We start from the raw sequence: 20187 nt of genomic DNA, 5'->3' as shown, positions 1-20187 counted from the left end.
TCTGCGGTGTGTACGTTTCAGGGGTGTTTCCGGATGAAGCAAGCAGAGTTGCAGAGACCGATCGCGCCTGCGGGCGCATGTATAAATCGCAGACAAAAAAAAGGCCAGCAAAATGATGCTGGCCTTTTGCTTATTCGAGCTTAGAACACATTGAATGGGTAATCGACGATTACCCGGTATTCGTCGGTGTCATTGTCCAGCGCGCCATAACCGTTACCGCCACGGTTGGTGGCCCACTGCAGGCGGACCGCCAGATCCTTGGCCTGGCCACCCTGGACCACGTACTTGAGATCAAGGTCGCGTTCCCAGTGCTTGGCGTGCTCGCCGCCAGCGCTGTACCAGTTGGCGTAGCCACGGCTGTGCGGGTCGACCTTGGTCAGGTCCAGCTCGCCGCGCGAGTAGGAGAGCGCCGAAGTCAGGCCCGGCAGGCCGAGGCCGGCGAAGTCGTAGGCGTACTTGAGTTTCCACGAACGCTCGTTGGGGCCGTTGAAGTCCGAATACTGCTGGGAGTTGTCCAGGTAGATGCTGTCTCCCTGGTTGATGTAGTCGAACGGGGTGTTGCCGTTCACGCGCTGATAGGCGGCGGTGAGGCTGTGATGGCCGACGCCCAGGGTGAAATGCAGGCTGTAGGTGTTGTTGTCGATGTCGCCCAGCAGCGCGTCGCCGGTGTCCTGGGTGTGATAGAAGTGCAAGCCCGGGTTCAGGGTCACCAGCTCGTTCAGCGCATAGCTGTAGTCGAGGTCGTAGTAGTACTGGTTCCAGATGTCCTTGAGTTCAGCGGCGTACAGGCTGCTGGTCAGCCCGGGCACGCCGCTCCAGGCCACGCCGGCCCAGTTCAGGTAGCGGCTTTCGTCGCCATTCGCCAGTTTGCCGTAGGCCGTATCGATACGTCGGCGGCCGCTCTGGTTATAGGGCTTGGTGAAGCTGGCCTGGCCGCCTTCGAGCAGCCAGCCGTCGAAGCTGTGGTTGGCCAGGCTGACCCCGCGGAAGGTCTGCGGCAGCATGCGGCTCTGGCCGCCGGCGATCACCGGATTGTTGAGAAACAGGTCGCCGGCCTTGAGCTCGGTGTCGAAGGCGCGGATTTTCAGGGTGGCGCCAGCCGTGGAAAACGACGTCGGCGCTTTGCCGCTGCCATCGCTGACCGGCAGGATGCTCGAGCTGTCAGTGCCGCCACCGCCATCGAGTTTCAGGCCGAGCATGGCGTTGGCATCGAGGCCGAAACCGACCGTGCCCTGGGTATAACCCGACTCGAAAATCCCCAGGAAACCCTGGCCCCACTCGATGTTGTCATCGTTCTGCTGGTGGCGGTTGCGATTCATGTAGTAGTTGCGGGCGTTGAGCTTGAGGCTTGCGCCTGCGACGAAGCCCTCGGGGCTGGCCTCGTCGGTGGCCTGGACACTGGGGGCGATAGTTGCAGCCATTGCAATGAAAAACGGGCTGAGAGTGGAAGTGACCTTCACCGGTAAAAAGCTCCTTGGATGAATGATGACAGTTGTTATTGTCGATTCGGGTGTTTCTTGTTCTGGGTGAAACGAATGAAATAGTCAGTTCTACATGGCAAAAAAAAGCCGCTGTTATCAGCGGCTTTAAGACAACTTACTCCGGGGGGTAGAGCAGAGAAGTTGTCGAGGGAAACGAGTCGGTAGCCAGGTGTCAGCTGTCCTTCTGAACGTCCGGCTGGCGTTGTTCCGCCGTGATCTCCTGCGGCTGCTTGCCGTTCTGTTGCTGGGTAGCCAGCGCTTCCTGGGCGTCCTGGAAGGCAGCGGCGCGCGCGGCGTTATGCGCGGCGAAAGTCTGCGATTCTTCGGCCATGGCCATAGGGGCCAAGAACAGGGAGGACAAAACAAACGCGCTGGCAATACCCATACTGTTGGACATTTCTGAAGACCTTCTTGCAGAGCAAGTTCAAATTAGGTGCGACAAAAATATAACTTCAAGGCGCCTGGAAAAAGCGCCGAACAGGATAAGCACTGTTACGCCAAAAGCAATAGTTGACACCGCCTCTGTAGGAACCAGGCTTGCCGGCGATGGGGCAACGCGCTGTGTCTGATGCACCGCCATCGCGAGCAATCGAGCGTCTGCTCCTACAGAGGAGAGGGAGAGCTCAGATCGGCAAGTAGATGCCGAAGGTGTTCATGCCGTCATCGCTGCGCACGAACACGTCGCCGCCGTGCATCAGGGCGATTGCCTTGACGATCGCCAGCCCCAGGCCGTGGTTGGCGCCGCTGTTGCTGCGGGAGGCATCGACCCGGTAGAAGCGCTCGAACAGCCGGGGCAGGTGCTCGCTGGCGATGGCCTGGCCAGGATTGCTCACGGCGATGGTCACCTGATGTTCCTGCACATCGATCTGCACCCGGATCACCTGCCCGGGCTCGGTGTGCTGCACGGCGTTGCTCAGCAGGTTGATCAGCGCCCGGCGCAGGTGGGCGATCTCGATCTGTACCTGGGCATCGCCGCGCACCTCGACCTTGACCTGGGCGTCTTCGAGGATGAAATCCAGATAGTCCAGGGTGGTGGCCACTTCACTGGCCAGGGAGGTGCTGGTGAGCTTGGTGGCCTTGCTGCCCTGGTCGGCGCTGGCCAGGAACAGCATGTCGTTGATGATCGAGCGCAGGCGTTCCAACTCTTCGAGATTGGATTGCAGCACCTCGAAATAATGCTCGGCGGAGCGCCCGCGAGTCAGCGCCACCTGGGTCTGGCCGATCAGGTTGGTCAGGGGCGAGCGCAGTTCGTGGGCGACGTCGGCATTGAAGGATTCCAGGCGCGAATAGGCTTGTTCAACCCGCTCCAGGGTCGAGTTGAACGAGTTGGCGAACTGCGTCAGCTCCGGCGGCAGCGACGACAACTGCAAACGCCCGGAAAGCCTCGGCGGGGCCAGGCGCTGGGCCTCTTCGGACAGCCCGATCAAGGGTTTCAGGCCAATGCGCGCCACCCAGTAGCCCAGCGCCGAGGCCAGCAGCACGCCGACGATGGCCAGGCTGATCAAGGCAATCAGCAACTGGTGCTGGGTCTCGTAGAAGGTCTCGGTGTCGATGGCGATCAGAAAGCGCAGCGGCGGGCGCAGCTCCTTGGCCGGCAGCTGGCTGACCAGCACTTTCAGCGGATAGGGATGCCCGGGCAGGGTCAGGTCGCGCCTGCCCAGCGGGCCCTGGGCGAAGCGGCGGATCTGCGGGTCGGGGTTGCCGTATTCGTAGGCGGGATCGCCGCTGACCACCCAGAAACGGATGCGCTTGTCTTCTTCGCTGAGCAGCTTGAGCTTGTTGTTGATCTTGGCCCAGTGCTCCGGGTTGCCGAAGCGCGTCAGGGCCGACTCCAGCACGCTGTAGCGCGCATCCAACTCGGCCTCGGGCAGCAGGCCCAGGCCCTTGTCCACCTGTTGATAGAGCGCGCCGCCGATCAGCAGGAACACCAGCAGGGCCACCAGGGTGAACAGCCCGCTCAGGCGCAGGGCAATCGAATTACGAGGCACCGCGGTTCTCCAGCACGTAACCCATGCCGCGGATGGTGTGCAGCAGTTTCTGTTCGAACGGCCCGTCGAGCTTGGCCCGCAAGCGCTTGATCGCCACTTCGACGACATTGGCGTCGCTGTCGAAGTTGATGTCCCAGACCATCTCGGCGATCGCGGTTTTCGACAGGATCTCGCCCTGGCGCCGGGCGAGCACGCTGAGCAGCGAGAACTCCTTGGCGGTCAGGTCTAGGCGCGTGCCGGCGCGGCTGGCCTTGCGGCTGATCAGGTCGATCCACAGGTCGGCGATGCTGATCTGCACCGGTTCGTGGCCGCCGCTGCGGCGGGTCAGGGCCTGCAGGCGCGCCACCAGTTCGAGGAAGGAAAAGGGCTTGCCCAGGTAGTCGTCGGCGCCGTCGCGCAGGCCCTTGATACGGTCTTCGACGCGCTCGCGGGCGGTGAGCATGATCACCGGCGTCTGCTTGCGCGCCCGCAGCGCCCGCAGCACGCCGAAGCCGTCGAGGCCGGGCAGCATCACGTCGAGCACGATCACCGCGTAGTCGCTTTCCAGCGCCAGGTGCAGGCCCTCGACGCCGTCGCGCGCGAGGTCCACGGTGTAGCCTTGTTCGGTCAGGCCGCGGTGCAGATAGTCCGCGGTTTTTTCTTCGTCTTCGATAATCAGAACGCGCATGACCCCGCCTCAGGATGTGCTTGCCAGCGCTGGCGCTGGTGTGGGCCGATGGAATAGCCGCTCGAGCCACAAGTATATGACCGGAGTGGTGAACAGCGTCAGCGCCTGGCTCACCAGCAGGCCGCCGACCACGGCGATCCCCAGCGGCTGGCGCAGCTCGGCGCCGGCACCATAGCCGAGCATCAGCGGCAAGGCGCCGAGCAAGGCGGCGAGGGTGGTCATGATGATCGGCCGGAAACGGGTGATACAGGCCTGGTAGATCGCCTCCTGCGGCGACAGCCCGCCCTTGCGCTGGGCTTCGAGGGCGAAGTCGATCATCAGGATGCCGTTTTTCTTGACGATGCCGATCAGTAGCACCAGGCCGATCAGGGCCATGATCGAGAAGTCCTGGCCCAGCAGCCAGAGCATGATCAGCGCGCCGAGGCCGGCCGAGGGTAGGGTGGAGATGATCGTCAGCGGGTGGACGAAGCTCTCGTAGAGCACGCCGAGGATGATGTACACCGCCACCAGCGCCGCGAGGATCAGCCACGGCTGGCTGGCCAGGGAACTCTGGAAGGCCTGGGCCGCGCCCTGGAAATTGCCGGCGATGGAGGCGGGCATGCCGATCTGGTTTTTCGCCTGCTCGAGCATGATCACCGCGTCGCCCAGGGCCACGCCCGGCGCCAGGTTGAACGACAGGTTGGCGGCCGGGAACATGCCGTCGTGGGCGATGGACAACGGGCCGACGGTGGGCGGGTCGACCTTGGCCAGCGCCGACAGCGGCACCATCTCGCCGCTCAGGGGCGAGCGCAGGTAGAAGTAATTCAGGCTCTCGGCCTTGCCACGCTGCTGGGCATCCAGTTCGAGGATCACGTTGTACTGGTTGGTTTCGGTCTGGAACTCATTGACCTGGCGCTGGCCGAAGGCGTCGTAGAGCGCTTCGTCGACATCGGTGGCGGTCAGGCCGAAACGCGCGGCGGCGCTGCGGTCGATGCTGATATGGGTAATGCTGCCGCCCAGTTGCAGGTCGTTGGACAGGTCGCGAAAGGCCGGGTTGGCCCGCAGTTTTTCCGTCAGGCGCTGGGTCCAGGTATTCAGCGTCGGCCCGTCGTTGCTCTTGAGCACGTACTGGTACTGGCTGCGGCTCGGCCCGGAGCTGAGGTTGATGTCCTGGCCGGCCCGCAGGTACAGGACGATGCCCGGGACCTTGGCCAGCTGCGGGCGAATGCGGTCGATGAACTGGCTGGCGGAGACGTCCCGCTGGCCGCGGTCCTTGAGGGCGATCCAGAAGCGGCCGTTGGCGATGGTCTGGTTGTTGCCGGTGACGCCGACCGAGTGGGAGAAGGTTTCCACCGCCGGGTCGGCGCCGAGGATCTTCGCCAGGGCCAGGTGCTTTGCCACCATGTCCGGGTAGGAAATATCGGCCGCCGCTTCGCTGGTGCCGAGCACGAAGCCGGTGTCCTGGACCGGGAAGAAACCCTTGGGAATGAACACATAGCCGGCGATGGCCAGGCCCAGGGTCAGGCCGAACAGGCCGAGCATCAGCCGTTGATGGGCCAGGGCCCGGCGCAGCCCACGCTCGTAGCATGCCAGCAGGCGTTCGCCGAAGCCCGGGCGATCGTGGGGATGATCAGTCGGCGCGCGCATGAACAGCGCCGCCAGGGTGGGTGCCAGGGTCAACGACACCGCCACCGAAATAAGGATGGTCGAGGTAGCGGTCAGGGCGAACTCCTTGAACAGTCGCCCGACCACGCCACCCATGAACAGCAGGGGAATGAACGCGGCGATCAGCGAGAAACTGATGGACACCACGGTGAAGCCGATTTCGCCGGCGCCTTTGATCGCCGCCTCGCGCATGCCGTCGCCGGCCTCCAGATGGCGATGGATGTTCTCCACCACGACAATCGCGTCGTCGACCACGAAGCCCACCGAGATCACGATCGCCACCAGGGTCAGGTTGTTCAGGCTGAAGCCCATCACGTACATCAGCGCGAAGCTGGCCACCAGCGACACCCCGAGCACGCTGGAGACGATCAGCGTCGCCGAGAGCTGGCGCAGGAACAGCGCCATCACCGCCACCACCAGCAGCACCGCAATCAGCAGGGTGATTTCCACTTCATGCAAGGACGCGCGGATGGTCTTGGTGCGGTCCGAGAGCACGGTCACGTCCACCGAGGCCGGCAGCATGGCCTCCAGGCGCGGCAGCTCGCCCTGGATGCGGTCCACGGTGTCGACGATGTTGGCCCCCGGCTGGCGGAAGATCACCAGGTTGAGCCCCGACTGGTCGTTGGACCAGGCCTGCACGTAGGCGTTTTCCGGGCCGCTGATGACCCGGGCGATGTCCTTGAGCTGCACTGGCGCGCCGTTCTTGTAGGAGACGATCAACTGGCCGTAGTCATCGGGATGGAACAGCTGGTCGTTGGTCGACAGGGTCGAGATGCTCGACTCGCCATACAGCGCACCCTTGGCCAGGTTGAGGCTGGCCTGCTGCAGGGCGACGCGGATATCGGCCAGGGTCAGGCCGATGGCCGCCAGCCGGTCGGGCGAGGCCTGGACGCGGATCGCCGGGCGTTGCTGGCCGGTGATGTTGATCAGGCCGACGCCGTCGATCTGGCTGATCTGCCGGGCCAGCAGGGTTTCCACGTAGTCGCTCAGTTCAGTGCCGGGCATTTGCGTGGAGCTGATGCTGAGGATCAGCACCGGGCTGTCCGCCGGGTTGACCTTGCGCCAGGTGGGCAGGCTCGGCATGTCGTTGGGCAGCTTGCCCGAGGCGGTGTTGATCGCCGCCTGCACTTCCTGGGCGGCGGTGTCGATGCTCTTGTCGAGGGTGAATTGCAGGGTCAGGTTGGTCGAGCCCAGGGCGCTGCTGGAGGTCATCTGGGTCATGCCGGGGATGGCGCTGAACTGCACCTCCAGCGGCGTGGCCACCGAGGAAGCCATGGTTTCCGGGCTGGCGCCGGGCAGTTGCGCGGTGACCTGGATGGTCGGGAATTCGGCCTCCGGCAGCGGCGCTATGGGCAGCCGGGGAAAGGCGATGGCGCCCAGCAGCACCAGGGCGAAGGTCAGCAGCAGGGTGGCGACCGGATGATCGACGCACCAGGAGGAGATCGAGCCGTGGCCCTTCATGGCTGTGGCTCCGCGTTCGCCGCCTGGATCTGTTGCGGCGGTTCGCTGAGCACTTCGATATGTGAGCCGGCCTTGAGCCGCGACTGGCCGTCACTGACCAGCAGGTCGCCGGCCTGCACACCCTTGATAATGTTCTGGCCGCTGTCCTGATAAACCATCTGCACCGGGACGATTTCCACCTTGTCGTCCTTGACCCGATACACGAAGTGTTTGTCCAGGCCGCGCTGCACCACGCCGGGCGGCACCACCAGGGCGGCTTTTTCCACGGCGGTCTGGATCTTGATGGTCACCAGTTGGCCGGGCCAGAGCTTTTGCCCGGGGTTGCTGAATTCGGCCTTGGCGCGGATGGTCCCGGTGTTGGTGTCGATCTGGTTGTCGATCAGGCTCAGGTGGCCTTCGCCCAGGCGGTCGCCCGTGTCGGAGTCGGTATCGGCGCCCAGGTAGGCGTCCACCGAGGTCGGGTGCTCGGCGGCCAGCAGGCCTTGCAAGGTCGGCAGCATCTGTTGCGGCAAGGAAAACTCGACCGCGATCGGGTCGATCTGGGTCACCGAGAACAGGCCCTGGGTATCGCTGGTGCGCAGGAAATTGCCTTCGTCGACGGTGCGGATGCCGACGCGGCCGGACACCGGCGAGCGGATCTGGGTATAGGACAGCTGCACCTGCGCCGCATCGATGGCGGCCTGGTTGCCCTGGGCGCTGGCCTTGAGCTGGTTGACCAGCGCTTGCTGCTGGTCGTAGGTCTGCCTGGACACGCCGTCATCCACCGTCAGCAGCTTGTAGCGCTTGAGGTTGACCTGGGCCACTTGCAGTTGCGCCTGGTTTTCCGCCAGTTGCGCCCGTGCCTGGTCGAGGCTGGCGCGGATCGAGCGGTCGTCGATGGTCGCCAGCAGGTCGCCGGCCTTGACCAACTGGCCTTCCTTGACCAGCAGCCGGGTGAGGATGCCGTCCACCTGGGGGCGAATCACCACGCTGTGCAGCGACAGCACCGAGCCGATGCCACTGACATGCCGCGGCACATCCTGCTGGGCGACGCTGATCACCCGTACCGGCACGGCGGTCGGCGCGGCCAGTCTGGCGCTGGGCGGCTTGAGCAGGTGCCACAGGCCAACGGCGGCGAGAACGGCGAGCACGCCTGCGAGCACAAGGGTTGTTTTTCGATTACGCATGGACGCCAGCGCCGGGGGGCAAGGGGACGGGAAGATGGCCAGAATCGATGGCCCCTTTATAGCCGGCCGACCCGGTCAGCAACGTGACGCCTGCCTGACAGCGCTGTCAGCAAAGGCCGACCGATGACCTTTGGCCGATGACGGTCGCGGCCGCTCAACGATCCGCAACGCGGGTATACTGCCGGCCTTCGCGGCCCGCTTCCCCGGGCCCGGCCTTTGCTTTTCACCCGGAGCTTCCATGACTACCCCAGCACAACCGCCTGTGTCCGACGCGCCCAGCGCCGACCAGGTCGACGACGCCAGCGCGCCTGGCGAAGGCAAGCCGGCGATCGCGCCGTTCAAGTTTCCGTTCAAGCCGTCCGAGTTCGCCCAGGCCAAGAATGCCCAGCAACCCTGGTACAAGAACGGCGCCACCAACGGCCACACCAAGACCCCAGGCGCGGCGCCACCCGGCACCCGTCGCTCGATGGGCAAGCGCTGAGTCCAAGCTTCTGTAGCCGCTGCCGAAGGCTCGGGCTGCGTTCGGACGATCGACCGCGAAGCGGGCGCACGACCTTAAGATCGCCGAAGGCCTTCGGCCTTATCGCAGCCTGCGGCAGCGGCTACAAGTTCCGCTAATGCCGCGATATCCCAATCCGTGTAGCCGCTGCCGCAGGCTGCGTACGAGCGGCACGCTCGCAACGATTTGACGGACACCGGAGACTCTGCGGGTCAGCGGCAGGGCTTCATGCTGCCCGCAAGGAAATGAAGGCGTAGGTGAGCGGCGCCTCGGTCACCACCTGGGCGCCGGCGTCCTGCACTTGCCCGGCAATGTCTTCACCGGAGACATGGAACAGCCACTCGCCGGCCGGCGCCAGCGGTTGCGCCTGGACCCGCTCGATGGCTTCGGCCAGGGCGGCCATGTCCGGCAGGTAGGCGGTAAAGCCGTCGCCCTTGAGGGCGGTGGTGTGAATGCCCAGCAGTTGGCAGATGGCTTGTTTGCTGTGGATATCGTCGCGGTCGGCCTGGCGCGAGCGCTGGATCAGTTCGGCCAGCTCCCGGTCCACCAGCTCACTGCCGACGATCAGCTCCGGGCCTTTTTCCCAGGATTCGGGCGGGCAATCCTTGACCGCCGGGTTGAGCGGGATGTGCGGATTGATTTCCATCGGGTAGATGCGGCACACCAGCGGCCGGCGTTCATAGATCCGGCACAGCTGGTCTTCGTCAAGATTCCGGCAGGGGCCGACGTTGTAGGCGGCGAAGGTGATCGCCACGTGGGCCTGGGTATTGCCGCTGGGCACCACGCAGGAACGCCGTTCGGCGTGCTCACGCTGCTGGGCCGGCAGCCCCAGGCCATTGCTCAGGAAGCCTTCCACCAGCACGATCACCTGGCCGCCATCCCGCGCCCACTGGCGGGCTTCGCCGAGGGTCAGGGGAACGTGGTGATCGTTGCAGCACTTGCCGCAGCCTACGCAGGAAAAACGAGTATTCATTGAGCCGGTAGCCATAGTCGAAAGGCGGAAGCGGCGACGGAATGACTCACATCGCCCTCTAAATAGCGCTCTCGAAGCAAGTTATGCGCCAGTCACCGACCCTTGGCCTCGAGGGCGGGGCGGATCGAATCCCATTCGGTGACATGGGCGCTCTTGCGCTGCTTGTCGTACAGGCACAGTTCCACGCCAATCTGGCCCTTCATGTGTTTTTGCGGGTACTGGCCCTGAAGCAGCAACGCGCTGTAGCCGACCCGGTCGTCGAACTGCGCGGCGTTGCCCAGCACTTTGACATTCTTCAGCTGGCTGGCCTTGATGCAGCTGGCCCGCACCTGCTTGTCGAATGTCGCCCAGGCTTCGGGGCTGGAGGCCTGGGCCTGGTTGGCGAGGAGGGCGGTCAGGCAGGCGAGGCTCAGAGGCAGGGCTTTCATGGCGGGGCGTTCCTTCGTTCGCGGGTATGCGCAGGAGTATGCCTGAGACGTCGACAATGAAAATCGCTGTAGCCGCTGCCGCAGGCTCGGGCCGCGTTCGGACGATCGGCCGGAACGGCCGCGGCGATCTTGAAGTCGCTGAAGGTCCTGCGGACCTTATTGCAGCCTGCGGCAGCGGCTACAGGGATTGCAGCAGGTGCTGCGGCAGCGGCTACCGGTTACAGCGGTGTGTGGGGAACCTGCTCGCGGCGGATCACCCCCATGCCGACGCTTGCGTAGAGCTCGCGAGCGCGCTGGTTGTCTTCCAGCACCCGCAGGTCGACAAAGGCTTCGCGGCGCTGGCGGAAGACCTCGAAGGCCTGCAGCAGCAAGGCCCGTCCCAGGCCCTGGCGGCGGGCTCGCGGATGCACCACCAGGTCCTTGATATAGGCACTGGTCCAGCACTGGATCACCCCGACGACGCCTTCACCGTCCTGGGCCACCAGGCACAGTTGCGGGTCGTATTCGGCGTCGCTTTCGAAACGCTGGCGCCAGCTGTCCAGCTCCGGCACGCTCCCGCCGCCGTCCTGGTAGCTGAGGTGCATCAGGCCATGCACCGCTGCGGCCAGCTCCGGTCGATAGCTGTCGAGGCTGAAGGCGGTGGGCCAGTTGGCGGGTATCGCTTGCCCGGTCAGGTCGCGGCGCATCAGCAGGCAGTAGTCGTCGGCCACGGCTCAGGCGCTCTGGGCGGCGACGTGACGGGCCGCTTCGATCAGGCAGCGGGTCAGGTCCGGCGAGGAGAACTTGGTCAGCACCGCGTTGGCGCCGGCCAGGCGGGCCTTTTCCGCGTTCATGGCACTGTCCAGCGAGGTATGCAGCAAGACGTAGAGGTGGGCGAAGTCCGGGGTCTCGCGCAGGGTGCGGGTCAGGGCGTAACCGTCCATCTCCGACATCTCGATGTCCGAGACGATCAGGTTGATCTCCTGGGCGGTGCCTTGCAGGTCCAGCAGGCAGTCGATGGCCTCCTTGGCGCTGCGCGCGGTGTGGCATTGCAGGCCGAGGTTGCGCAGGGTATGCACCGACTGCTGCAGGGCCACCTGGCTGTCGTCGACCACCAGGATCCGCGCGTTACCCAGCAGTTCGGCGTCTTGCATGCTCAGCTCGGTCGGCGCGGTTTCGATCTGCGCCGGGGCGATGCCATGGATGACTTTCTCGATGTCCAGTACCTGCACCAGGGTGCCGTCGACCTGGGTGACCCCAGTGATGTAGGACTTGACCCCACCGGAGCCATAGGGCGGCGGACGGATATCGGTGGTCAGGCAATGCACGATCTTGCTCACCGCCTGCACATGCAGGCCCTGCTTGGAGCGGCTGACGTCGGTGACGATCAGGCAGCCACCCTCCGGGTCTTCCAGCGGCCGTTCGCCGATGGCCCGGCTCAGGTCGATGACCGACAGCGAATTGCCGCGCAGGGTAGCGATGCCTTTCACGTGCGGGTGCGATTCCGGCAGTTTGGTCAGCGGTGGGCAGGGAATGATTTCACTGACTTTGAGCAGGTTGATCGCCATCAGCTTGCCGCTGCGCAAGGTGAACAGCAGAAGCGAAAGAGAGTCTGCGCGGGCTTTGTTGGAAGACATAAAAACCTTCTGTGGAAAAAAGGTGGTTCGCGCCATGGGCCGCGAACAGCTAGCGATAACGGGTTATCGACGCGCAAAGGGCTGGCTTTAGGCTTAATCCCAATATCCGCGACCCGCGCAATCTGTAGCCGCTGCCGAAGGCTGCGATCGAGGACGCCGTCCTCGCAAGATCAGCCATTGCGTCGTTTCGGTCACCCCTCATGTAGCGGGTCCACGGCCGTTTCGTCGCAATGCCGCCCAGGCTAATCGCAGACTTCGGCTACAGGTGAGTCACTTCAAGCCTAGCCTCTTGGCCATGCGCCCCAGGTTGGCACGGTCCAGGCCCAGCTCGCGGGCGGCGCTGGCCCAGTTGTGCTGGTGGCGTTCAAGGCAGGCACTGATCAGCTGGCGCTGGTAGTTTTCGGTGGCCTGGCGCAGATCACCGCTGCCGGGAGTCTCGGCCATGGCTGCCGGGGCGGGCTGGGGCGCTACCGGCGCCGAGGCGTCCGGCAAGTCCAGGTCGGCGGCGCTCAGGCTGAGGATCTTCGGTCGTTCGCGGCAGTTGCCCAGGGCCTTGAGGGCGCTGCGGCCGATCAGGTGTTCCAGCTCACGCACGTTGCCCGGCCAGGCGTAGGCCAGCAGCGCCGCCTGGGCATCGCTGGTCAGGCGCAGGCTGCCCAGGCCCATGCGCGAGCGATTCTGTTCGAGGAAGTAGCCGCTGAGCAGCAGCACATCGCGGCCGCGGTCGCGCAGGGCCGGCACCAGCAGCGGGTAGACGCTGAGGCGGTGATAGAAGTCCGCGCGATAGCGGCCGCTGCGCACTTCTTCGGCCAGGTCGCGGTTGGTGGCGGCGATCAGCCGCACGTCGACCTGATGTTCCTGGTCCGAACCCAGGCGTTGCAGCTGGCCGCTTTGCAGCACGCGCAGCAGCTTGGCCTGCACGGTCAGCGACAACTCGCCCACCTCATCGAGAAACAGCGTGCCGCCATTGGCCAGCTCGAATTTGCCGCGGCGGTCGTTGGTGGCGCCGGTAAAGGCGCCCCGCACATGGCCGAACAGTTCGCTCTCCACCAGGGTCTCGGGCAGGGCGGCGCAGTTGAGGCTGATGATCGGTTTGTCGGCCCGGGGCGAGGCGGCGTGGATGGCCTGGGCCACCAGTTCCTTGCCGACCCCGGTTTCGCCGGTGATCAGCACCGTCAGGTCGCTGCCGCCGACCAGGCCGATTTCCTCCAGCAGGCGTTTGTGGGCTTTGCTCTGGCCGATCATCTCGCGGTTCTGGCCGCTGGCCTGGCGATAGACCTCGGCGCGCTGGTGTTCGTCTTCGGCGCGCAGGGCCAGGCGCTCGATGCGCTCGGCGGCGTTGACGGTAGCCGCCGCCAGGCTGGCGAACGCCTGCAGGGCATCCAGTTCGATCGGCTCGAAGCTCTGCGGGTCGAGGGCATCCAGGGTCAGCAGGCCCCAGGGGCGCTCGTCGATAAACAGCGGGCAGCCCATGCAGTCATGGACTTCCAGGTGTTCGTGCAGGCCATCCACCAGGCCGTCGTAAGGGTCCGGCAACTCGCTGTCGCTGGCGAAGCGAGTGGGTCCGGGGTGGCTGAGCAGGGCGGCGAAACGCGGGTGTTCGCTGATCTTGAAGCGCCGGCCCAGGGTGTCGGTGCTCAAGCCGTCCACCGCCAGTGGCACCAGCCATTCGCCATCCAGGCGCAGCAGCGCGGCGGCGTCGCAGGGCAGCAGGGCGCGCATGGCTTCCAGCAGGCGGCGGTAGCGCTCGCCTTCGGGCAGTTCGCGGGACAGGTCGGAGACCAGGGGCAACAAGGCGGTGAGCAGGGATTTTGCGGTCATAATGACTCCGTATGGTCTTAATGACTATAAATGCGGTTTTGTCGATATGACTACATATATTTTAAGTAGTTGATTTATATGAATTTTATTATTGGCACGAAAACTGATTGGTAAAGGGCAACCTGCAAGTAGTCAGAAAGCTCAGGAGTTGTACTTATGCTTAGCGTCGAAGATCGTGCCATCATCAAATCCACCGTTCCGTTGCTGGAAAGCGGTGGCGAAGCCCTGATCACCCACTTCTACCGGATGATGCTCTCCGAGTATCCGCAAGTGCGCCCACTGTTCAACCAGGCGCACCAGGCCAGCGGCGACCAGCCACGGGCCCTGGCCAATGGCGTATTGATGTACGCCCGGCACATCGACCAGCTCGACCAGTTGGGCGATCTGGTGGCCAAGATCATCAACAAGCATGTGGCCCTGCAGATCCTGCCGGAGCATTACCCGATCGTCGGCAGCTGCCTGCTGCGCGCCATCTCCGAAGTGCTGGGCGAAGAGATCGCCACGCCGGCGGTGATGAGCGCCTGGGGCGCGGCCTATAACCAGCTGGCGGACATCCTGATCGGCGCTGAAGGCGCGATCTACGACCAGAAGGCCCAGGCCCCGGGCGGCTGGCGTGGTGCGCGGGAGTTCAAGCTGGTCCGCCGCGAGCAGGAGAGCGCGGAAATCACCTCGTTCTATTTCGAGCCTGTGGATAATGGCCCGATTCTCGCCGCCGAGCCGGGTCAGTACATCGGCATGCAACTGTTCCTCGAGGGTGAGGAAATCCGCCGCAACTACTCGCTGTCGGCCCTGTCCGACGCCGGCCAGTATCGCATCAGCGTCAAGCGCGAGGCCGGTGGCCGCGCTTCCAACTACCTGCACGACCAGCTGCAGATCGGCGCCAGCATCCAGCTGTTCCCGCCAGCGGGCGAATTCACCCTGGCGGACAGTGACAAGCCGCTGGTGCTGATCAGTGGTGGCGTCGGCATCACCCCGACCCTGCCGATGCTCGAAGCCGCGCTGGCCACCGAGCGTCCGGTGCACTTTATCCACTGCGCGCGCAACGGTGGGGTGCATGCGTTCCGCGATTGGGTCGACGGCCTGGCCGCGCGTCATCCGCAACTCAAGCGCTTCTACTGCTACGCCGAAGACGACGGCATCAGCCCGGCGGCGGACAAGGTCGGCCTGCTGAGCCAGGAACAACTGGCCGAATGGTTGCCGCAGGAGCGTGACCTGGATGCCTACTTCCTCGGCCCGAAAGCCTTCATGGCGGCGATCAAGCGCCACCTCAAGGCCCTGGGCGTACCGGAAAAACAAAGCCGCTACGAGTTCTTCGGCCCGGCCGCGGCGCTGGAGTAACCCCACCGGCCAGCCTCCGCCAGGAGGCTGGCCGCCTGTAGCCGCTGGCGCAGCCTGCGATCGGGGCGCAGCCCCGTAAACCTGGCGACGCGGTATGCCGGAGCTCCGGTGTGCCTGGTCTTGCGGTCGCTGCGCAACCGATCGCAGGCTGCGCCAGCGGCTACAGGGCGCACTCGTAAAAATCCTTTAAAGGTTAATCCGTTCTTAACCTGTTTATCGTTAATTCCCCGATGCTGATGATAGGCGCTCGTTCGCACTGATCAGGATCATCCCATGCAACTCCCAGCCATTTCCCGCATCACCCTGGCCGCAACCCTGCTCGCCAGTCCCCTGGTTTTCGCCGAGCCGGCCTTGCTCCAACCGCAGACCCTGATCGTCGATCAGAGCCTGCCCAAGCCCCAGCGTGAAGCCATGGAGCTGGCCGCGCGGCGCTACGGCAGTTTCTGGAACAGCGGCGATGAAAGCCTGGCCAGGGCCGCGCTGGCGGAGAACTTCGTCGATATGACGCCGCCTGCAGGGCGGGTCCAGGGGCCGACGGGGCCGCTACTAGCGTCGCGGTTCTTTCGCACGGCGGTGCCGGACTTGAGCGCGGAAATTGAGCAGATGATCGTGGCCGGGGATCGGGTGGTGCTGCACCTGCATTTTCGCGGGCACTTCAGCGGGACCTTCAATGCACTCAAAGGTCATGGTCAGCGTGTAGACTTCCGGGCAACCGACATTTATCAGATCGCCAATGGCCGGATCACCGCCAATTGGCATATCGAAGACAACCTCAGCCTGATGCAGCAGTTGCAAACGCTGCCATCGAGTTGAGTCACAGACAGAAAGGAATTGAGGATGACTGACGACACACTGCGTTTGGGGCGCGAGCGACGTTTTCTGGTGTTGCTGGGGGTGATCTGCCTGGCGCTGATCGGCGGCGCGCTGTACATGCAGGTGGTGCTGGGCGAGGCGCCTTGCCCGTTGTGCATCCTGCAGCGCTACGCGTTTCTGCTGATCGCGATTTTCGCCTTCATCGGCGCGGCCATGCGCAGCCGTCGCAGCCTCACCGTGCTGGAAGTGCTGGTGATGCTCAGCGCGCTGTTCGGGGCGGCGGTGGCGGGGCATCACGTCTACACCCAGGCCCATCCCGCAGTCAGCTGCGGCATCGATGTGTTGCAGCCGATCGTCGACAGCCTGCCGCTGGCGACTGTCTTCCCGCTGGGGTTCCAGGTCGATGGCTTCTGCTCCACGCCGTACCCGCCGGTACTGGGCCTGTCCCTGGCGCAGTGGGCGCTGGTGGCCTTTGTGCTGACCCTGGTGCTGGTGCCGCTGGGCATCATTCGTAACCGTCGCCACAGCGCCTGACCCGGCGCAAAAAGCCCCGGTCCCGATGTTCGGGGCCGGGGCTTTTTTGCGTGTAGGACAATGTGTGAAGGGGGCGTGATATGGGGCAATCGGATGCGCGATAAAAGTGCGACATGTTGTCACATGGTGGTGTCGCAGCTGTGTTTCAGCGGATGACGTCCAGACGATTTTTCTTGCGCCAGGAGCGAAAAAAGTCTGTCAGTTCGTGTCGGCGCGGTGGACGGCCAGGCAAGCATAGCCTGCTATCTAAATAAATCGATTCAGCCCTCGTTTTACAAGGGGTAGCGCGATGCCATCGGTGGATTTTTCAGGGGTGAAAGACGCCTTTTTCGACCTGGCTGGAAGGCGTTTTCGGGGCTTTTTATTGCGAATGAATCTCGATATGATCGCGACCCGTTGCAATAATCGCCACGCATTGTTGCGCGAGCCGATAAAAATTATTTCGGGATAAGACATGGTTTATAAAACGCTACATATCTACAATCGCCCGCACTGAATTTCCGGCGCTGCTCACCCTGAGCATACGGCGGCGGTCGAGGGGCGTTGGACGCTCCATGCGACCCCAGGTGTCGGCACCTTCCAAATATCCGCACCAAATGGAATTGGTCTGTAAAAGGCCTTTGACCACGAATTCGAATAAGAACTCACTGCTGGCCCAGGATTTGTCAAACAACGCGTAACGCGTCGGGCAGGCCCTTATTCAATCGAAGAAAAAATGCCAACCCTTGGCACGGTGAAGTGTTGGCGATCAAAACCCAACTGCATGGCGCAAGCTGCTTTAGAGGTCGTGAGATGAGTAAAAACAGGTACCCCCGATTACTAGGCTTTTTGCCGCTGCTTGGCATGATGTTAATGCTGGGAGGCTGCAAGTGGACCTTGCTCGACCCGAAGGGACAGGTCGGTCTGGATGAGCGAAACCTGATCATCACCGCTACCCTGCTGATGCTGCTGGTCGTGATTCCGGTGATCGTGATGACCTTCGCGTTCGCCTGGAAATACCGCGCGTCCAACACCAACGCGACCTACGCGCCCAAGTGGTCGCACTCCACCAAGATCGAAATCGCGGTGTGGCTGGTCCCGATCCTCATCATCATTGCCCTGGGTTATGTGACCTACAAGTCCACCCACGCGCTGGACCCGTATCGTCCGCTGGAATCCGACGTCAAGCCGATCAACATCGAAGTGGTCGCGCTGGACTGGAAGTGGCTGTTCATCTACCCGGACCAGGGTATCGCCACTGTTAACCAGATCCGGTTCCCGGAGCACACTCCGCTGAACTTCAAGATCACCTCCGACGCCGTGATGAACTCGTTCTTCATCCCTGCTCTGGGCGGCCAGATCTACGCGATGGCAGGCATGCAGACCAAGCTGCACCTGATCGCCAACCAGAAAGCTGAAATGGAAGGCATCTCCGCTAACTACAGTGGCGCTGGCTTCACCGGCATGAAATTCAAAGCGATCTCGACGAGCCAGGAAGATTTCGACGCCTGGGTAGCCGAAGTCAAGGCCGCACCTAAACAGCTTGATCAAGCTGAATACGAAGCCCTTGCCAAGCCAAGCCAGAACAACCCTGTCGCGCTGTACTCCTCGTACACGCCGGACCTGTTTCAGAAAATCGTCGACAAGTATGAAGGCATGAAACCAGGCAAGCCGGTCAAGCACGAGAAGAAAGAAGTGGCCGCTGTGGAAGGGACTGACATGAGCTCGCATTCAGCTGCTGGGGCAGAGGAGTAAACGATGTTTGGTAAATTAAGTCTGGACGCGATACCGTTCCACGAGCCGATTGTCATGGTGACCGTTGCCATGATCATCCTCGGTGGTCTGGCGCTTGTCGCGGGTATCACGTACTTCAAGAAGTGGTCCTACCTGTGGACCGAATGGCTGACTTCGGTCGACCACAAGAAAATCGGCGTGATGTACATCATCGTCGCCATGGTCATGCTCCTGCGCGGCTTCGCCGACGCGATCATGATGCGTACCCAGCTGGCCATGGCCACCGAGGGTTCGCCGGGCTACCTGCCTCCTGAACACTATGACCAGATCTTCACCGCCCACGGTGTGATCATGATCATCTTCATGGCGATGCCATTCTTCACCGGCCTGATGAACCTTGCAGTGCCGCTGCAGATCGGCGCGCGTGACGTTGCCTATCCGTTCCTCAACTCCCTGAGCTTCTGGCTGCTGGTTTCCGGCGTCGTGCTGATCAACCTGTCCCTGGGCGTCGGCGAATTCGCCAAGACCGGCTGGGTTGCCTATCCGCCGCTGTCGGGCCTGCAATACAGTCCGGGCGTGGGTGTCGACTACTACATCTGGGCGCTACAGCTATCAGGGCTAGGGACGACGCTGACGGGGGTCAACTTCCTGGCCACCGTGCTGAAAATGCGTACCCCGGGCATGAAGATGATGGACATGCCGATCTTCACCTGGACCTGTACCTGGGCCAACGTGCTGATCGTGGCTTCGTTCCCGATCCTGACCGCTACCCTGGCACTGCTGACCCTCGACCGTTACATGGATTTCCACATTTTCACCAATGAACTTGGTGGCAATCCAATGATGTACGTGAACCTGTTCTGGGCTTGGGGTCACCCTGAGGTGTACATCCTGATCCTGCCGGCGTTCGGTATCTTCTCCGAAGTCATCTCGACCTTCTCGGGCAAGCGCCTGTTCGGCCACCACTCGATGATCTACGCTTCCGGCGCGATCTCGGTACTGGGCTTCATGGTCTGGCTGCACCACTTCTTCACCATGGGTTCGGGGGCCAGCGTCAACGCCTTCTTCGGCCTGGCGACCATGCTGATTTCCATCCCGACGGGGGTGAAGCTGTTCAACTGGCTGTTCACCATCTACCACGGCCGTCTGCGTATCACCAGCCAGGTTCTGTGGACCCTGGGCTTCATGGTGACCTTCGCCATTGGCGGCATGACCGGCGTACTGCTGGCCATCCCGGGTGCTGACTTCGTCCTGCACAACAGCCTGTTCGTGATCGCGCACTTCCACAACGTGATCATCGGTGGTGCCGTATTCGGCTACATCGCCGGTTTCAGCTTCTACTTCCCGAAAGCGTTCGGCTTCAAGCTGCACGAAGGCTGGGGCAAGGCTGCATTCTGGTTCTGGATCTCGGGCTTCTTCGTCGCGTTCATGCCGCTCTATGCACTGGGCTTCATGGGCATGACCCGTCGTCTGAACGCCACGACCAACCCTGAGTGGGTGCCGTACCTGTACGTCGCCATGTTCGGTGCGGTGATGATCGCCATCGGTATCGCCTGCCAGCTGATCCAGCTGTACGTCAGCGTGCGTGATCGCAAGCAGAACCAGTGTGTTTCCGGCGACCCATGGAATGCCCACACCCTGGAATGGTCGACTTCGTCGCCACCACCGTTCTACAACTTCGCCGTACTGCCGAAGGCCAATGGCATCGACCCGTTCACCGAAGCCAAGGAAAACGGTACCGCGTACCAGAAGCCTGCTCGCTACGAACCGATCCACATGCCGAACAACACCGCCACCGGCCTGGTGATGGGTGCTCTGTTGACCGTCTTCGGTTTCGCGATGATCTGGCACATCTGGTGGCTGGCGATCGCTAGCCTGGCCGGTACCGTGATCTATTTCGTGATCCACGCGGCTCGCGATGATCAAGGCTACATGGTGCCGGTCGACGTGATCGAACGCATCGAAGCCGAGCAGCACGCTCGCCTGGTAGCCGAGAAGAAGATCCCGGCCAACCGTGTAGAAACCTCGTTGGAACAGGCTTAAAC

Annotated in this window: 17 protein-coding genes; 6 read left to right on the top strand and 11 right to left on the bottom strand. The window is 63.1% G+C overall.

All coding sequences use genetic code 11. The features are described 5' to 3' along the window. Window positions 1–140: 140 nt before the first annotated feature. From CRO75_RS27680 to CRO75_RS27655, 6 genes are all read right to left on the bottom strand, one after another. Window positions 141–1421, bottom strand: coding sequence for an OprD family porin (locus tag CRO75_RS27680; RefSeq protein WP_097139531.1), 1281 nt, complete (start codon window positions 1419–1421; stop codon window positions 141–143). Between the two features lie 232 nt (window positions 1422–1653). Next, window positions 1654–1878 (bottom strand): hypothetical protein, encoded by a 225-nt coding sequence (locus CRO75_RS27675; protein WP_097139501.1) that lies wholly within the window; start codon window positions 1876–1878, stop codon window positions 1654–1656. Between the two features lie 226 nt (window positions 1879–2104). Then, window positions 2105–3469, bottom strand: coding sequence for a heavy metal sensor histidine kinase (locus CRO75_RS27670; protein WP_097139499.1), 1365 nt, complete (start codon window positions 3467–3469; stop codon window positions 2105–2107). Continuing rightward, the gene (locus tag CRO75_RS27665; RefSeq protein WP_009045504.1) at window positions 3459–4136 is read right to left on the bottom strand and encodes a heavy metal response regulator transcription factor; all 678 of its coding nucleotides are present in this window, start codon (window positions 4134–4136) and stop codon (window positions 3459–3461) included. The genes CRO75_RS27670 and CRO75_RS27665 overlap by 11 nt, the downstream gene beginning before the upstream one ends. Before the next feature lie 9 nt (window positions 4137–4145). Then, entirely contained in the window at window positions 4146–7241 is a 3096-nt protein-coding gene (locus CRO75_RS27660) for a multidrug efflux RND transporter permease subunit (RefSeq protein ID WP_097139497.1), read from the bottom strand. Beyond that, window positions 7238–8407, bottom strand: a complete 1170-nt coding sequence (locus tag CRO75_RS27655) for an efflux RND transporter periplasmic adaptor subunit (protein ID WP_097139495.1) — start codon at window positions 8405–8407, stop codon at window positions 7238–7240. Before CRO75_RS27655 ends, CRO75_RS27660 begins: the two co-directional genes overlap by 4 nt. A 238-nt stretch (window positions 8408–8645) precedes the next feature. Between CRO75_RS27655 and CRO75_RS27650 the strand changes: the two genes are divergently transcribed. After that, a complete protein-coding gene (locus CRO75_RS27650) occupies window positions 8646–8888 on the top strand; it encodes a hypothetical protein (protein WP_007922116.1) in 243 nt (80 codons plus the stop codon). Window positions 8889–9132: 244 nt separating this feature from the next. On the opposite strand, the gene CRO75_RS27645 is transcribed toward CRO75_RS27650, so the two are convergent. The 5 genes from CRO75_RS27645 to norR all read right to left on the bottom strand — a co-directional run bounded on the left by CRO75_RS27645 (window position 9133) and on the right by norR (window position 13744). Then, window positions 9133–9879: a YkgJ family cysteine cluster protein gene (locus tag CRO75_RS27645; RefSeq protein WP_097139493.1), complete on the bottom strand. Its 747-nt coding sequence runs from the start codon at window positions 9877–9879 to the stop codon at window positions 9133–9135. Window positions 9880–9971: 92 nt separating this feature from the next. After that, window positions 9972–10307, bottom strand: coding sequence for a hypothetical protein (locus CRO75_RS27640; RefSeq protein ID WP_097139492.1), 336 nt, complete (start codon window positions 10305–10307; stop codon window positions 9972–9974). Between the two features lie 218 nt (window positions 10308–10525). Beyond that, the gene (locus tag CRO75_RS27635) at window positions 10526–11017 is read right to left on the bottom strand and encodes a GNAT family N-acetyltransferase (RefSeq protein WP_097139490.1); all 492 of its coding nucleotides are present in this window, start codon (window positions 11015–11017) and stop codon (window positions 10526–10528) included. Window positions 11018–11020: 3 nt separating this feature from the next. Further along, window positions 11021–11923: a chemotaxis protein gene (locus CRO75_RS27630; RefSeq protein WP_009045497.1), complete on the bottom strand. Its 903-nt coding sequence runs from the start codon at window positions 11921–11923 to the stop codon at window positions 11021–11023. A 270-nt stretch (window positions 11924–12193) separates the two neighbouring features. Next, a complete protein-coding gene (gene norR, locus CRO75_RS27625; protein ID WP_097139488.1) occupies window positions 12194–13744 on the bottom strand; it encodes a nitric oxide reductase transcriptional regulator NorR in 1551 nt (516 codons plus the stop codon). A gap of 156 nt (window positions 13745–13900) precedes the next feature. On the opposite strand from norR, the gene hmpA reads away from it, so the two are divergent. The 5 genes from hmpA (at window position 13901) to cyoB (ending at window position 20185) form a co-directional block, all read left to right on the top strand. Next, a complete protein-coding gene (hmpA, locus tag CRO75_RS27620; protein ID WP_097139486.1) occupies window positions 13901–15082 on the top strand; it encodes an NO-inducible flavohemoprotein in 1182 nt (393 codons plus the stop codon). A gap of 273 nt (window positions 15083–15355) precedes the next feature. Further along, window positions 15356–15895 (top strand): ester cyclase, encoded by a 540-nt coding sequence (locus CRO75_RS27615; RefSeq protein ID WP_097139484.1) that lies wholly within the window; start codon window positions 15356–15358, stop codon window positions 15893–15895. 24 nt (window positions 15896–15919) lie between these two features. Next, the gene (locus CRO75_RS27610) at window positions 15920–16429 is read left to right on the top strand and encodes a disulfide bond formation protein B (protein ID WP_097139482.1); all 510 of its coding nucleotides are present in this window, start codon (window positions 15920–15922) and stop codon (window positions 16427–16429) included. Window positions 16430–17221: 792 nt separating this feature from the next. Then, window positions 17222–18163, top strand: a complete 942-nt coding sequence (cyoA, locus tag CRO75_RS27600) for a ubiquinol oxidase subunit II (protein ID WP_009045491.1) — start codon at window positions 17222–17224, stop codon at window positions 18161–18163. 3 nt (window positions 18164–18166) lie between these two features. Then, the gene (cyoB, locus tag CRO75_RS27595) at window positions 18167–20185 is read left to right on the top strand and encodes a cytochrome o ubiquinol oxidase subunit I (RefSeq protein ID WP_009045490.1); all 2019 of its coding nucleotides are present in this window, start codon (window positions 18167–18169) and stop codon (window positions 20183–20185) included. The last annotated feature ends 2 nt before the right edge of the window (window positions 20186–20187 follow it).

It is taken from the genome of Pseudomonas sp. LAMO17WK12:I10 (genome assembly GCF_900215185.1).
Classification (GTDB): Bacteria; Pseudomonadota; Gammaproteobacteria; order Pseudomonadales; family Pseudomonadaceae; genus Aquipseudomonas; species Aquipseudomonas chlororaphis.
This window is presented reverse-complemented; position numbering and strand designations above follow the sequence as displayed.